We start from the raw sequence: 15,512 nt of genomic DNA on the forward strand, positions 1-15,512 counted from the left end.
CAGTAAAAAAGGCCGTTGTGGTTTCCCCCTCTCCACAACGGTCTATTTTTAAAAAAACTTCCCGAAGATAAATTCCGAAGACATTGATCAAATCGACTTGCAATGAAGCGCAATTCTACGAGGGGATGCATTTAAAAATCATCATCCGAGTTTGAATGTCGAGTTTAAAGTCGAAATCTACTTTTTCCCAGATTTTTAAACACGATATCCCTCAATCATGAACCCCAAATAGTCCTAATGTCGGGTATATTCTTCATTGAAGATTTTACGAAAACCAACCCGTTTGGCTACAGGATGTTTCAGTTTATCCCATCGTCCGATTTTTCCCGTTGGTTCAATTTTTGATGTGGCTCCACATGGCTTTTTCGCCAATTTTTGCAAGCAAAGCATCATGGGCCGCTTTATCTTCTTCGCTCAAACGGCTTGGCAATGGTTCAGGGCGAGCTTTGAGAACAATTTTCTTCTGATCCTCGTTTTCATTGGATTTGCTATCGGTATTAGCTCCGTCAAATCCCAGAGCACCCTGTTTGCCGCCGATAAGTTCGATATAAACATCGGCGAGAATTTCAGAGTCAAGCAAAGCTCCATGCAGCGTCCTGCGTGAATTATCAATGCCGAAGCGTTTGCACAAAGCATCCAGAGAATTCGGGCCCATCGGAAATTTCCGACGAGCCATCGCCAATGTATCGATAATACGATCAACACTGATAAGCGGTTTATGAATACGCCCCAATTCCGCATTCAAAAAACCAAGGTCGAAGTTTGCATTGTGGGCAATCAATGTTGCGCCTTCGATAAAGGAGAGAAAATCATCGGCTATTTCTTCAAATTTCGGCTCGTCCTTGAGGCGCTCATTGGTAAGTCCGTGAACTGCTACAACCTCATCAGGGATGATTACGCCTTGCGGATTGAGATAGACGTGAAAAGTTTTATCGGTAAGATAGCGATCAACCATCTCCACACAACCAATTTCGACAATACGGTCTGTTTCTTTGTGAAGGCCTGTTGTTTCAGTATCAAAAATAATTTCTCTCATAAAAATTTGCTCTCATCTACTCTTTAACGTGCATTAATTTGCATTGGCCTTTTTTAAACGAATGGTCACTTCAAACCGGATTGTTTCATATTTTTCTAGCGTTTCGGGGAGACAATAAACAACAAATAACGTTTCCAATGACTATATTCGCTCACCTCTCCGGAAGAGTGGCAATCCAAAATAATCGACGCAAAAAACATTTTGATGACTCTTACATCTTATATCTGAAAGAAATTATGGATAATCCGGATATAACGGCGCAAAAATCCGCCGATAACCTCGTCATTTCAATTTTACAAAAACTCACCAAAAAATACTATTATTTTTATGGACAGGCGGTCTACTTGCCAATCAAACGGGAAATCAGATGTTTTACCTGTTGTCTGGCATCATCAAGACTCTTGCCCGTATCAATAATGAAATCCGCACGCCGACGCTTTTCTTCATCTGATATCTGGCGTGACAAAATACGGTCGAGCTTCTCATCATCCCAGCCGCTGCGGGCAAGTACACGTTGCCGCTGGATTCCGGTTGGTGCCGAAACAACTGCTATCTTGTCAACCCGTCCTTGAGGCCCTTTTTCAAATAATAAAGGAATATCGAGAACCACCAGCGGATCACCCCGATCGCGGTGCATTTTTACAAAATCTTTTTCTTTTTTGCGTACCAGCGGGTGAATAAACTTTTCCAAAAGGACAAGTTTTGCCGGATCCCTGACAATTGTTTTCGATAATTTTGAACGATCTATCCGGCCATCTGTCAAACAATCGGGGAAAATACGGCTTAAATTTTCAATAACCTCTTTATTTTCGTAAAGTTCATGGACAGCCCTATCAGCATTATAAACAGGAATGCCGGCTTCCTCGAAAAAGCCGGCTGTCGTCGTTTTTCCCATGCCGATAGAACCTGTAAGCCCGAGGATAATCATTTAATGGCCCATTCTACCCAGAATTTCTTGTCGTAATTCGTTGTCAACAACAGGTCTTATTCCAAACCACCGTTCAAACCCCGGTACAGCCTGATGAAGCAACATTCCGATTCCATCGACATAATTGAGGTTTCTAGCTTTGGCTTCCAAGAGAATCGGCGTCATCAAAGGAGTATAAACAATATCTGTCACCAGGACCGACGGCTTTGCCTGATCAAGGTGAATAAACGGTTCGCTGTCTTTCACTACAAGATTATTTGTCATTCCCAAAGATGTCGTATTGACGATTAAATCCGCCAGAGGAACGAGATCATCTATTTCGCTCCAATTGCGTGCTTTTACCTGATTGCCAAAATAACCGGCAAGCTTGTCGGCACGGGATTTCGTCCGGTTTACAAGATAAATGTTCTCAAAACCGCGTTGTTCAAGCGTATAAATAATTGCGCGCGCTGCACCTCCGGCGCCGATGACAAGCGCCGCATTTCCACCCCAACCGGGAGCAAAATCGTTAAGATTGGCTTCAAAACCATAACCATCGGTATTGCTTGCACAAAGTGTGTTATTCTCGAACCATAATGTATTGGCGGCTCCTATCCTTGTTGCAGCGTGATCTTTTTTTTCAGAAAGGCGAAAGGCTTCTTCCTTATGAGGAAGGGTAACATTGCCGCCGCAAAAACCTTTTTTTTGCAGCGAACTGATAAATGTTTCAAAATTTTCCGGCTTTACCTCGACTGCATCATAAGTTCCGGCCAAGTTATATTTTTTGAGCCAAAAGCGATGAATTTGCGGTGAAAGCGAATGTCCGACCGGATAACCGGTTACAAAAGCATGGGGTATTTCTGTTGTTATGTTTTTCATCTTATCGAATGATGATTCCTGTCTCGCGTAATTTCTGCAACAATAATAAGAGGGGTAAACCGATAATGGTAAAATAATCACCATCTATTTTATCAAATAGCTGGATACCCAAGCCTTCAACCTGATAGGCACCGACACTTGATTGAACATCTTCTCCTGCTTTATCGATATAATAATCAATAAATTCGGGAGATAATGACCGGACTGTCATTTTTGTCGTTGAAAGCCCGACCCAATCGGCTTTACCAGCTTTTGCCAGAGCGATGCCGCTATGGAGATAATGTGTTTTACTTGATAAAGAGAAAAGACGATCACGCACTCCCTCAAGATTTGCCACTTTATGAAGTGCATTTCCTTCAAGCTCCAGTGTTTGATCGCATCCGATAACAAGCGCATCCGGAAACCGGCTGGAAACATCTTCAGCCTTTTTCATTGCCAGTTTTTTAGCAAGTTCCTGAGGCGTGATTTTACCTAAAGTTTTTTCGAGCTCGCGCTCATCTATTTTTGCTCCTTCAACATCGAATTCGAGGCCGGCATTTTCCAAAATCGATTTTCTGAATGGGCTTAAAGATGCGAGAATAAGCGGTTTATGAGACATAGTTTTTCTTTTTATGAAGTTCAGATTTGATGATCGCGCAGGTAAAGTTCGAGAATCGCAGTTGCTGTTTCTTCAATAGAACGGCGTGTAACATCAATAACCGGCCAATTGTTGCGCTGAAAAATCTGTTTTGCATTATTGAGTTCCTGCGTGATGCTTGCCCTGTCAATATAGCTTTCGATTGTGAGACCCCCGCCAATATTGCGACTTTGCCGCACCTGACTTATCCTGTCAGCAGAAGCAATAAGACCGACAATCAATGGCTTTTTTGATAGGAAAAGCTCACTTGGCGGTGAAACACCGGGAACCAATGGAACATTGGCTGTTTTGATACCACGATTGGCAAGATAAATACTTGTCGGCGTTTTTGATGTTCTCGAAACCCCGACGAGAATCACATCGGCATCTTGTAGCCCATCGGGTAGTTGGCCGTCATCATGTTCCATTGTGTAATCCAGTGCCTCGATGCGTTTGAAATAATTTGCATTAAGCTCGTGCTGGGCACTGGCGCGCCGGTTTGCCGGCAATCGCAAAAATGAATGGAACGCTTTGAAAACCGGATCAAGAACAGAAACTGAAGGAACATCCATTTTTTCACATGCCGAATGCAGTAGATGCGCCATTTTTTCGTCGACAATTGTGTAAAGCACAATTCCAGGTTCCCGATTGATCTGGCCGATCACTTCCTGCAACTGGGCTTCGTTGCGAATAAGTGGATAGACGTGTTCGATAGCGTTAGCTTCGACATATTGAGAGGCGACTGCACGCCCTGCCGAGAGGAGAGTCTCTCCGGTTGCATCAGAAATCATATATAAATGAAAGTCCAATTTTTGTTTTGCCACAGGATTCACAGGCCCTTGTTGATAGATGTGCAAAGAAACGAGCATTTTGTGCACACCAAAAAAATCAGAGGATAAGTCTATAATGTTATACACAAGCCAATGCGTTGTGGGAAATTCAAATTCAGACTTATGAATTATGGGGAAAACTCTTATTCATTTAAATTGAACGGGTTTTTGACAATTCATCATAAAAACCGCGAATCCATTTGATTCTATAAATCATTTTTTATCTTTTACGATGAATAGACGGGCGTTGGAAAACGCCATTTCCTGATTTTAAAAAATATCGCCAAATCTGTGGATAAAATAAGGTTAATAAATAATTAACAGAAAACACAGACTCTAAGAATCAGAATCCCGATTCAAAATAATTTCTTTCTTGAAACCTCCCTTTGGAAAAGCCAACATAAGCCATGACAAAAAAAGTTCTTGAAGTTCTAAGTGGTAAAACACTTTCTCCACCACCAATCTGGTTGATGAGACAAGCCGGAAGGTTTTTACCGGAATATTGCGAAGTCAGGGAAAAAGCAGGGAGCTTTCTTGATCTTTGCTATAACCCCAAACTTGCTTTTGAAGTCACAATGCAACCGGTCAGACGATTCGGCTTTGATGCAGCAATTCTGTTTTCGGATATACTCGTCGTTCCCCATGCTTTAGGCAGAAATCTACGTTTTGAAGAAAAGAAGGGACCGATTCTTGATCCTCTATCGGTAAACGAAATAGAAAATTTAAATGTCGAAAGGGCTCAGGAAAGACTAGCCCCAAGTTTTGAAACTTTATCTCTTCTCAAAACCGCTTTACCTCGTGACACAACGCTTATCGGTTTTTGTGGAGCTCCATGGACCGTTGCAACCTATATGATTGCTGGACACGGCACTTCAGATCAGGCTCCTGCCAGACTGTTCGGATTTAGCCACACCGAAGCTATGAAAACACTTCTCGAAATTCTTGCAGATGTTTCGGCAGATTATCTTATCAATCAGGTAAAATCGGGAGCCGAAGTTCTACAGATTTTTGATTCCTGGGCAGGTGTTCTGGATGAAGAAAGTTTTGATAGCTATGTCATTTATCCAATAAACCGGATGGTTCAGCGTATCAGAAAAGTTTTTCCGGAAGTTCCTATAATAGGTTTTCCGAAAGGTGCAGGTACCCTTTATGAAAATTTTGCCAGGAAAACGGGTGTTACAGCTCTTGGACTTGATTGGTCTGTGCCTCTTTCATTTGCTAAAAAATTGCAACAAATAACACCGGTTCAGGGAAATCTTGATCCATTGCGACTGGTTTCGGGTGGTGTCGCGCTCGAAAAAGGAATAGAGACTATTCTGGAGAATCTGGGGCAGGGCCCGTTGGTTTTTAATCTGGGGCATGGAATAACACCACAGACACCTATCAAAAACGTCGAAAGACTGGTCAAACTGGTGAGGAATTTTAACAAATGACAAATTCTAAAACGCACATGACAACAGGAACAATCTGGCTTCGCGCCATCATTTCAATACTGATTGTTGTGGTTGTTTTATGGGCATTGTTTCACGTGAATCCGGAACAATATCCGGATGCAACGTTGTGGATCAAATCTTTCCATGTGATCTCTATCATCTGCTGGATGGCGGGGATGTTTTATTTACCGCGCCTTTTTGTCTACCATTGTCGGGCCGAAACCGGTTCAAAGCAATCCGAAACGTTCAAAATAATGGAACGGCGGTTGTTGCGGGCAATTATCAATCCTGCGATGATCGCGTCGTGGATAACCGGGCTCTGGTTGGCATGGGAAGTTTATGCATTACAGGGTGGCTGGCTACATCTGAAACTTCTCGTCGTTGTTATACTTTCTGGCTATCACGGATTGTTATCACGCGGGGTTCGCCATTTTGCCGAAGATAGAAATAATATTTCGGAAAAGACCTGGCGTGTTTTAAACGAGGTACCAACAGTGCTGATGATCATCGCTGTAATTGATGTCATTGTAAAACCGTTCTGAATGAAAATGGCTTGATTTCTTAATACAAGGGGGGTAGATGGAATTTACCCTCCTTTCTTATTTTCCAAAGTTTCTGAACAAGGCGCTTTTTCGAGGAAAATAATTTTTCCATAAATATAAGAGTTTATATTGGATGCAGAATATTCAACAGATGAAACTACAAGAGCTGAAAAGTAAAACTCCGGTTGAACTTGTCGCTTTTGCCGAAACGCTTGAGGTAGAAAACGCTTCATTAATGCGCAAACAGGAACTGATGTTCGCCATTTTGAAGAAACTTGCCCTTCAGGATGTTGAAATTATCGGTGAAGGTGTTCTGGAAGTTTTGCTCGACGGTTTCGGGTTTTTACGCTCGGCCGATGCCAATTATCTTCCGGGGCCAGATGATATTTATTTGTCACCATCCCAAATCCGGCGGTTTTCATTAAAAACCGGCGATACTGTGGAGGGACCGATACGCAGCCCTAAAGAAGGCGAGCGTTATTTTGCTCTGTTAAAAATCAATACAATCAATTTTGAAGATCCGGAAAAAATCCGTCACAAAATTCATTTTGATAATTTGACACCTCTCTATCCGAACGAGAGGTTGAAAATGGAGTTAAGTGACCCGACAAATAAAGATATGTCGGCAAGGGTCATTGATCTCATCTCTCCTTTGGGTAAGGGGCAGCGTGCACTGATTGTTGCACCACCAAGAACCGGTAAAACAGTTCTCCTACAGAACATTGCCCATTCAATTACGGCCAATCATCCGGAATGTTTCCTGATTGTGTTGCTTATTGACGAACGTCCGGAAGAAGTTACCGATATGCAACGTTCGGTCAAAGGTGAAGTTGTTTCGTCTACATTCGACGAGCCGGCATCACGACACGTTCAGGTTGCTGAAATGGTCATTGAAAAGGCAAAGCGCCTTGTTGAACAGGGGCGCGATGTCGTCATTCTTCTTGATTCGATCACCCGTCTTGGTCGTGCCTATAACACAGTCGTTCCTTCATCGGGAAAAGTATTGACCGGTGGCGTTGACGCAAACGCGTTGCAACGACCCAAGCGTTTTTTTGGTGCGGCCCGTAATATTGAAGAAGGCGGTTCGCTCACAATTATTGCCACGGCTTTGATTGATACAGGAAGCCGTATGGATGAAGTCATTTTTGAAGAGTTCAAGGGAACAGGTAACTCTGAAATCGTGCTTGACCGGAAAGTGGCTGACAAGCGAATTTTCCCGGCAATGGATATTTTGAAATCCGGAACCCGCAAGGAAGATCTATTGGTTTCCCGTCAGGATTTGCAAAAAATATTTGTTTTGCGTCGCATTCTCGCTCCAATGGGCACAACCGATGCAATCGAATTTTTGATCGACAAATTGAAACAGACGAAAACCAATGCGGAATTTTTCGATTCAATGAATACTTAATTGGGGAATACCTAATTTGGAAACACCTGATCGGGATGGTTACACCTCGGATAATATCGGGGATAATGCCTGACGGGTGTTTTAAAAAAATTGATGTAACAGTTTTTTCCGTCCGGAGAGTTTCTCGGACGGTTTTTTATTTTTGGTCCGGCCAAATAACATCTTGAGACAAAGTTGAACAAAGTTATGCAAAAAATGGATGGTCTCTTCTACTTCAAATGCCTTATAGAACATTTGTCGAACTTTAGAACTTTTGGCCGTTTAAAATGAAGCGGGAGAGATTGGAAGACCTATTCCACAACGAGGATGACGACTATGGATACGATTTTTGCTTTATCAAGTGGAAAGCTTCCCTCCGGAGTAGCGGTTATCCGCGTTTCGGGAAATATGACTAAAGCAATCGTCAAGACGTTGCTCGGTCGAATTCCGACGCCCCGCGTTATGACATATGGAAAGCTGGTATCCCAAGACGATGATTTTCTCGATAGTGCATTAACGGTGTTTTTTCCTTCTCCTCATAGTTTTACCGGTGAAGATTGTGCAGAATTTCATCTTCACGGGGGCAAAGCCGTCGTTGAACGGTTTTTGAACGAACTTGCGAAGTTCGATTCATGTCGTTTGGCAGAACCGGGTGAATTTTCGAGACGCGCGTTTTTTAATGGTAAGCTCGATTTAACGGAAGCCGAGGGATTGGCTGATCTCATTGAAGCAGAAACCGAAAGCCAAAGGCGACTAGCCATCATGGGGGCAAGCGGTAAACTTGCGACGCTTTATCGGCAATGGCGAAGCGATCTTATTAAAGCTCGCGCCATGATAGAGGCAGAGCTTGATTTTTCCGACGAAGAAGACGTTCCGGGTTCTGTGAGTGACATTGTTTGGAATAATTTACGAGCTTTAAGCCATTCGATCGCGGATTTTATTGAAAAGAGTGAACGTGTCGCATCCATGCGCGATGGTATAAAAATTGTCATTGCTGGTGCCCCAAACGCTGGAAAATCTAGTATTATCAATAGGTTATCAGGTTTTGATGTCGCCATTGTTACCGACGAAGCAGGCACAACCCGCGATGCTTTGGAGACGCGTATTGTGATTGATGGCTATCCGATTTTGCTAACCGATACGGCCGGATTGCGAGAAACGGATAACAAAGTTGAAAAACTCGGTATTGAAGTCGCTTATGATCGAGTGAAGGATGCTGATCTTGTTTTGGTTGTTGATGATTTGGCACATCCGCTTCCGATAGAGCTTCCCGAAACCGATGCAGAAATTTGGCATATCGGAAATAAATGTGATTTGGTAAATGGTTCACCAGAAGAATGGCCAATCCAGTTTTCGACAAAAACCGGTGAAGGATTTGATTCTTTTGTAAAAGCGATTGCTTCGTTCTGCTCGAATTTTTCATATGACGTCGGAGAAGTGGTCACTGCTCGCAAAAGGCAATTAACATTGTTGAAAACTGCTGTCTCCGAGATAGACAATGCGGTTCAACATTCAAACCGCGATTTGTCATTGAGAGCCGAACATTTGCGGTTGGCTGCGGATTCGCTTGGTAGAATTACCGGTGATATTGATGTTGAAGACATTTTGGATGTTATTTTTTCGCAGTTTTGTATAGGAAAATAGGTTGTCTTGTACGGTTGATGACTTTTTCCAAAAAATTGATTCACGTGAAACAGTAAAGTGATGATTCACATGAAACAGAGGTTGAATTATATGTTCAATCTTCGAAAATAATGATTCACGTGAAACATTCTATGTGTTAGACAGATTGTTAAATTGATGTACCATCCAAGAAGGTACAGTTCTTTTGTTTCACGTGAAACGTTATAATTTTAACGGTGTTAATATAAAATTGGCTGATAAATTCGATGTAATTGTTGTCGGGGGCGGACACGCCGGATGTGAAGCTGCTGGTGCGGCTGCACGTACCGGTGCAAAAACCGCGCTGGTCACCTACCATTTTGCTTCAATCGGAACGATGTCATGTAATCCGGCAATTGGTGGTCTTGGAAAAGGTCATCTTGTGAGAGAAATTGATGCACTTGACGGACTGATGGGACGGGCGGCAGACGAAGCCGGAATACAGTTCCGACTGCTTAACAGGAGAAAAGGACCGGCGGTAAGGGGACCACGCACACAGGCGGATCGGAAGCTCTATAAAAAAGCCATGCAGGCGTTAATTACGGAGCAGCCCAATCTTACGGTTATAGAAGATGAAGTCATTGATCTTATTGTAAAAAATGACGCAGTTTCAGGCGTTGTTTGTAAAACTCATGGACAAATTGAAGCCGGTGCTGTTGTCTTGACAACGGGTACATTTTTGCGTGGACTTATTCATATAGGTGAAAAAACATGGCCAGCCGGAAGAATGGGCGAAGAACCCAGTAATCTTCTGGGAGAACATCTAGAACAATATGGTATCCACTTGGGACGGTTGAAAACCGGTACTCCTTCACGCTTAAGTAAAAAAACGATTGATTGGGACAATCTTCCAAAGCAGAGTGCTGACGAGGATCCTGTACCGTTTTCTTTTTTGACAGAAACAATTAGTCAACCGCAAATAGATTGTGCTGTTACAAGAACCAACCACAAAACCCACCAAATTATAAAAGATAATATTCATCGTTCGGCAATGTATTCGGGTGCGATCAAAGGCATAGGACCGAGATATTGTCCCTCGATTGAAGATAAAATTGTAAAATTCGGCGAGCGTGACGGACACCAGATATTTCTGGAACCGGAAGGATTGGATGATGATACGGTTTATCCGAACGGTATATCGACATCTCTGCCGGAAGAGGTTCAACTCGATTTTATCAAAACCATTGAAGGGTTGGAACACGCAAAGGTTTTGCAACCGGGTTATGCAATCGAATATGATTTTGTCGACCCGCGGCAACTTTATGCAACGTTGGAATTAAAAGCGCTTCCAGGTCTTTTTCTGGCCGGCCAGATCAATGGAACAACAGGTTACGAAGAAGCAGGGGCACAAGGTTTGCTTGCCGGACTGAACGCTGCAAACAAAGCTTCAGGTAAGGAACAGGTTACGATCAGCCGGTCAACCGCCTATATCGGGGTTATGGTGGATGATCTGATTACACGTGGCGTCAGTGAACCTTACCGTATGTTCACCTCTCGTGCCGAATTCCGTTTGTCTTTAAGAGCAGATAATGCTGATGAAAGATTGACACCTTTGGGATTAAAATGGGGAATTGTCGGCTCGTTACGGCAACAGGCTTTTCAACATAAACAGGATTTGTTGAAAACAGCCCGTGACCTTTGTCAATCGATAACAATCACACCAAATGAGGCCACTGAAAAAGGATTGCAAATAAAACACGACGGAATTCGCCGGAATGTTTATGATTTGCTTTCTTATCCAGAAATGTCACTTTCCCGTTTGAGTGAAATTTGGCCATCGATTAACGAGATTGATAAAAAAACAGCTGAAACACTCGAGATTGAGGCCCAATATGCGGTTTATCTTGAGCGACAAGCTCAAGACATTGCTAATCTTCAGCGTGATGAACAACTCCGTATTCCAGCAGAACTCGACATTGATGTGATTTCCGGCCTTTCCAATGAACTGAAAGGAAAAATCCGTGCCCGTGCTCCCCGATCAATAGCCGAAGCACAAAAAATCGATGGCATGACACCAGCAGCTCTGTCTCTTATTATTACCCATATTCAACGTTTACACCGCGAAAATCGGAGAAGCGCCTGATGACCGAATGGGCAGAAGAAAAATATCAATCAATACTGCAAATTGTGCCTACGGTTTCACGTGAAACAGCGGGAGCTTTGATGGCTTTTGAAGAAGCAGTTAAAAAGTGGCAATCCCATATCAATTTAATCGCAAATGCTACTTTGCCCGAACTCTGGACACGGCATATTCTTGATAGTGCACAACTCGCAAAATTCAAACCACAAGCAAAAAACTGGTGTGATATTGGTTCGGGTGGCGGTTTTCCCGGAATTGTTATCGCAATTCTTTTGAAAGAACAAAGCGGTTTTCACATCGACCTTGTCGAAAGCAATAACAAAAAAGCCGCTTTTTTAAGAAGTGTGAGCGCCGAGTTCAATTTGCCTACAACAGTTCATACCAGCCGCATTGAAACAAGTTACATACACATTAACAAACCGAAAATTATCACGTCACGCGCCTTGGCATCGCTTGAAAAGCTTTTTGAACTGACACAACCCTGGTTTGAGCAAGGCGCAACCGCCCTATTCCAGAAGGGCCGTGATTATAAGAAAGAAATAGCCGAAGCAGAGAAGAACTGGAAATTCGATTTTGAAGTTCATCAAAGCAAGATTGATAAGCAGTCAGTTATTCTCGAAATTAGCAAGATCGATTCACGTAAGGGGTGAGAGAAATGAGCGACACACGTATTATCGCCATTGCAAATCAGAAAGGCGGAGTTGGCAAAACAACAACAGCTATCAATCTTGCTACTGCGCTTGCGGCAATTGGCGAAACCGTATTGGTGATGGATATTGACCCACAGGGTAACGCCAGCACCGGACTGGGAATAGATCGTAACAAACGCCCGCTATCGTCTTATGATGTTATCGTTTCGGGTGCATCGGTCAATGACGCCGCATTAGAAACAGAAGTGCCAAACCTTTATGTTGTGCCTTCGACACTCGATCTTCTCGGAATCGAGATGGAAATTGCCCCGGCAACTGACCGTATTCAGCGGTTACAAAAGGCCTTGCGAAAAAACCCTATGGTGACCGAGAAATTTTCATATATTCTGATTGATTGTCCCCCTTCCCTCAATCTTTTGACACTTAATGCAATGGGCGCAGCCGATTCCGTTCTTGTGCCTCTACAATGCGAATTTTTGGCACTTGAAGGCTTGAGCCAATTGTTGGAAACGGTAAAACAGGTTCGTGGTTCACTTAATCCTGCACTGGAAATACAGGGTATTGTGCTTACCATGTATGACGGCCGCAATAATCTTTCCAATCAGGTTGTGGAGGATGTACGGTCCTTTATGGGGGACAAAGTCTATCAAACTGTTATACCGCGCAATGTTCGTGTGTCGGAGGCGCCCTCCTTCGGTAAACCGGCTTTGCTTTATGATCTGAAATGTGCAGGCAGTCAGGCCTATTTGCAACTTGCTTCCGAAGTCATTCAACGCGAACGCCAGTTGCGCGCCGCTTGAATTTTTTAACCTATTGAATAATCAAGGAAATAAATATGAGTGACGATCAATCGAAAAAACGGCTTGGACGTGGTCTCGCGGCTCTTATCGGCGATGTTGATCTTGGTATTGATAAACCTGTCACTACCCGGAAGACATCACCGGAACGTCAGGTTCCAATCGAATTTATTTCCCGTAATCCGCAAAATCCGCGGCGCCACTTTACCGAGACCGAGCTTGATGACCTTGCCCAATCCATCCGTGAACATGGCGTGGTTCAGCCGGTTGTCGTACGTCCCTCACCCGACCACCCGAACCGGTTTGAATTGATCGCCGGTGAACGTCGCTGGCGTGCTGCCCAGCGGGCAAACCTCAATGAGATACCGGTTATTATTCGTGACGTCGATGACCGCACGGCTTTGGAACTTGCCATTATTGAAAATGTTCAAAGAACCGATCTTAATCCACTGGAAGAAGGCATGGGCTATCAGCAGCTGATCGATGAACATGATTATACCCAAGCCGATCTTGCACAGGTAATTGGCAAGAGTCGCAGCCATGTTGCTAACACATTGAGATTACTGAAACTTCCGGCCAAAGTGCAACAATTCATCAATGATGGACAGTTGTCGGCCGGGCACGCCCGCTGTCTGATAACAGTCGAAGACCCTCTGGCTTTAGCAGAAAAAATTATCCGTGACGGCCTATCCGTTCGTCAGGCTGAAGCTTTGGCAAACGGGCAATCAAATGGAAAAACAAAAAAACGCACACCGACCGAAAAGGATGCCGATACCAAGTCGCTGGAAAAACTACTTGCCGATGTCATAGGCATGAAAGTTGCCATCAAACACGGCAAAAAAGGCGGGGATGTTAAAATTCATTATTCTTCGCTGGAACAGCTCGACGATATTTGCAGGCGTTTACAGAATTAGAAGCGCTTGCCGTCAATCTCTCACCCCGATTGATCGGGAGACACGATCCTCGACGTTATCCAGCTTTCAAAAAGAGAGTAGCCGCATCTATTTTCGTGTTTTGCGATGTCTTTTCCTTTTCAGAGACTCAGCAAAACCGGTCTTACCGGCGTGAAAACTCTTTGTAAGTTTGCTTATAAAACTGACACGCTGTTTATCCGGATTTTAGTAAAATAATGAAGTGGCGATAACATAGAACGCAAATCGAAAAATATTTAAGTAAAATCGTATAACTATCTCGCATCATATTATATAAAAACACATCTACAGAATGTAAATATTTATATTTTTTAAAGTATTGTTAAAAATCACGTTGTCATAAATTATAACAATCTTATGTTATTTCTTAATAAAAATATTTTTCTTTAAGTATAAAAGCTTTGACTAACTGCGCGGCGAAAAAGCGTAGGGAGGTGTTGCACCAACCTGTGTTATCGAGTTTATCTGATTTAACGGTAGGCAATAAATTCTATTGTTCGAGAACCTTACGAATACGATCGGCGAATTGTTTTCCGAATTCGAGATTTTCTTTTGATACTGTTGTGCTATCGTCAAATATTGCATCCTGATCTTCAAGCGAGGATGCAGCAGCAAGGCTTGCTTGTAATGCCAGATAACCGACAACATAATCTTTCGGTTCGAGCGCGTTTTTTTTCAAAATGTTCATGACGCGCTCATCTTTTGAAATGGTTTTAATGAGCCCGTCAATACTACCATCATTACCGGTTTCGGATTCCGAAAGCCTGATCGTGGACTCCGACATTTCCTTTTGGACATTTTCCATCTTTACCAGAAAAGCTTCATTCAAAGGATATTCCGCTATAATCTTCGGATTACCCGTCGGAGAGAGATAGAATTCGTTTTGCTTGTCATCCTGCTTTGGAGCATCTTTGCCAAAAGCGGCAACCGGAAAGACAATCAAACAAAGGGCAATGACAAATCGCTTGATAAACATTCAGAAATGGTCCTTGCGTTTTCTTAATTCGGCAAAAACAGCGACATCCGAAGCATTTTCCATCTTCAATGTGCGGCGTATATCGGGGTTATTGCAGCGCAAAAAGGGATTTGCCGCTTTTTCGCTTTTGATCGAACTCGGGAGTGAGGTTTCTCCAACTGCGATAAGCCTGTCAACAGCAGCAGCCCGATTGATAAGCGCGACATTATCCGGATCGACCGAGCGTGCGAACCGCGCATTTTCTTTGGTGTATTCATGGCCGCAATAAAGCTTGGTATCGTCAGGAAGAGCTTTTAGCTTTTCGAGCGAAGAAAACATCATCTCGGCTGTTCCTTCAAACAGTCTCCCGCAGCCCAGAGAAAATAACGTATCACCGGTGAAAACCAGTTTGTCTTCAGGAAAATAATAGCAGACGGAGCCAAGCGTATGACCGGGGGTTTCAAGCACTTTCACATCGAATTTTGCGAATTTACAGCCTGATTGTTCATTGACCCCTTCATCAAGTCCACCAATTTTGTCGGCTTCACGTTCCGGCCCGATGATTTTCGTGCCATAAACGGCTTTAAGTGCCGCAATTCCCTCGATGTGGTCCATATGATGATGGGTAATGAAAAGAACATCAAGCTTATAACCTTTTTGGTCAAGCTTTTCACGGATTGCCTTTGCGTCCGGCGCATCAATAGCTGCAGTCAGCCCGCTTGCCTCGTCATGAAGCAGCACTCCGAAATTATCACTGCGGCAAATGAACTGTGTAATTTCCATTGTTTCAATCCCATCGGTTTTTG

General features: G+C 43.4%; 15 protein-coding genes. 8 read left to right on the top strand and 7 right to left on the bottom strand.

Annotated features, from left to right (window positions below; translation table 11 throughout):
* Positions 1–334: 334 nt before the first annotated feature.
* The 5 genes from dnaQ to PEB0122_RS02045 form a co-directional block, all read right to left on the bottom strand.
* Positions 335–1,036, bottom strand: coding sequence for a DNA polymerase III subunit epsilon (dnaQ, locus tag PEB0122_RS02025; RefSeq protein ID WP_075869500.1), 702 nt, complete (start codon positions 1,034–1,036; stop codon positions 335–337).
* Positions 1,037–1,376: 340 nt separating this feature from the next.
* The gene (gene coaE / locus PEB0122_RS02030; RefSeq protein ID WP_075915358.1) at positions 1,377–1,964 is read right to left on the bottom strand and encodes a dephospho-CoA kinase; all 588 of its coding nucleotides are present in this window, start codon (positions 1,962–1,964) and stop codon (positions 1,377–1,379) included.
* On the bottom strand, positions 1,965–2,822 hold the full coding sequence (locus PEB0122_RS02035) for a shikimate dehydrogenase (RefSeq protein ID WP_075915359.1): 858 nt from the start codon (positions 2,820–2,822) through the stop codon (positions 1,965–1,967).
* 1 nt (position 2,823) lies between these two features.
* Positions 2,824–3,420: a Maf family nucleotide pyrophosphatase gene (locus tag PEB0122_RS02040; protein ID WP_075915360.1), complete on the bottom strand. Its 597-nt coding sequence runs from the start codon at positions 3,418–3,420 to the stop codon at positions 2,824–2,826.
* A gap of 20 nt (positions 3,421–3,440) precedes the next feature.
* Positions 3,441–4,262, bottom strand: coding sequence for a pyruvate, water dikinase regulatory protein (locus PEB0122_RS02045; RefSeq protein ID WP_075915687.1), 822 nt, complete (start codon positions 4,260–4,262; stop codon positions 3,441–3,443).
* Between the two features lie 413 nt (positions 4,263–4,675).
* On the opposite strand from PEB0122_RS02045, the gene hemE reads away from it, so the two are divergent.
* From hemE to PEB0122_RS02085, 8 genes are all read left to right on the top strand, one after another.
* Complete coding sequence (gene hemE, locus PEB0122_RS02050; protein WP_075915361.1) at positions 4,676–5,701, top strand: uroporphyrinogen decarboxylase; 1,026 nt, start codon at positions 4,676–4,678, stop codon at positions 5,699–5,701.
* Positions 5,698–6,243: a protoporphyrinogen oxidase HemJ gene (hemJ, locus tag PEB0122_RS02055; protein WP_075915362.1), complete on the top strand. Its 546-nt coding sequence runs from the start codon at positions 5,698–5,700 to the stop codon at positions 6,241–6,243. The genes hemE and hemJ overlap by 4 nt, the downstream gene beginning before the upstream one ends.
* Positions 6,244–6,385: 142 nt before the next feature.
* A complete protein-coding gene (gene rho, locus PEB0122_RS02060; RefSeq protein WP_075869915.1) occupies positions 6,386–7,651 on the top strand; it encodes a transcription termination factor Rho in 1,266 nt (421 codons plus the stop codon).
* A 315-nt stretch (positions 7,652–7,966) separates the two neighbouring features.
* Entirely contained in the window at positions 7,967–9,274 is a 1,308-nt protein-coding gene (gene mnmE, locus PEB0122_RS02065) for a tRNA uridine-5-carboxymethylaminomethyl(34) synthesis GTPase MnmE (protein ID WP_075915363.1), read from the top strand.
* A 229-nt stretch (positions 9,275–9,503) separates the two neighbouring features.
* Positions 9,504–11,375 carry a tRNA uridine-5-carboxymethylaminomethyl(34) synthesis enzyme MnmG gene (gene mnmG, locus PEB0122_RS02070; protein ID WP_075915689.1) on the top strand — a complete coding sequence of 624 codons (1,872 nt, stop codon included), beginning with the start codon at positions 9,504–9,506 and terminating at the stop codon, positions 11,373–11,375.
* Positions 11,375–12,022, top strand: coding sequence for a 16S rRNA (guanine(527)-N(7))-methyltransferase RsmG (rsmG, locus tag PEB0122_RS02075; protein ID WP_075915364.1), 648 nt, complete (start codon positions 11,375–11,377; stop codon positions 12,020–12,022). The genes mnmG and rsmG overlap by 1 nt, the downstream gene beginning before the upstream one ends.
* Before the next feature lie 5 nt (positions 12,023–12,027).
* Entirely contained in the window at positions 12,028–12,822 is a 795-nt protein-coding gene (locus PEB0122_RS02080) for a ParA family protein (RefSeq protein WP_075915365.1), read from the top strand.
* Positions 12,823–12,857: 35 nt separating this feature from the next.
* A complete protein-coding gene (locus PEB0122_RS02085) occupies positions 12,858–13,733 on the top strand; it encodes a ParB/RepB/Spo0J family partition protein (RefSeq protein WP_075869491.1) in 876 nt (291 codons plus the stop codon).
* Between the two features lie 508 nt (positions 13,734–14,241).
* Here PEB0122_RS02085 and PEB0122_RS02090 read toward each other — a convergent pair.
* Together PEB0122_RS02090 and gloB are read right to left on the bottom strand one after the other, a co-directional pair.
* The gene (locus tag PEB0122_RS02090) at positions 14,242–14,727 is read right to left on the bottom strand and encodes a hypothetical protein (protein ID WP_075915366.1); all 486 of its coding nucleotides are present in this window, start codon (positions 14,725–14,727) and stop codon (positions 14,242–14,244) included.
* Complete coding sequence (gloB, locus tag PEB0122_RS02095; RefSeq protein WP_075915367.1) at positions 14,728–15,489, bottom strand: hydroxyacylglutathione hydrolase; 762 nt, start codon at positions 15,487–15,489, stop codon at positions 14,728–14,730. It lies immediately after the preceding gene.
* Positions 15,490–15,512 lie beyond the last annotated feature (23 nt).

The organism is Ditibartonella apis (assembly GCF_001952075.1).
Classification (GTDB): domain Bacteria; phylum Pseudomonadota; class Alphaproteobacteria; order Rhizobiales; family Rhizobiaceae; genus Bartonella; species Bartonella apis.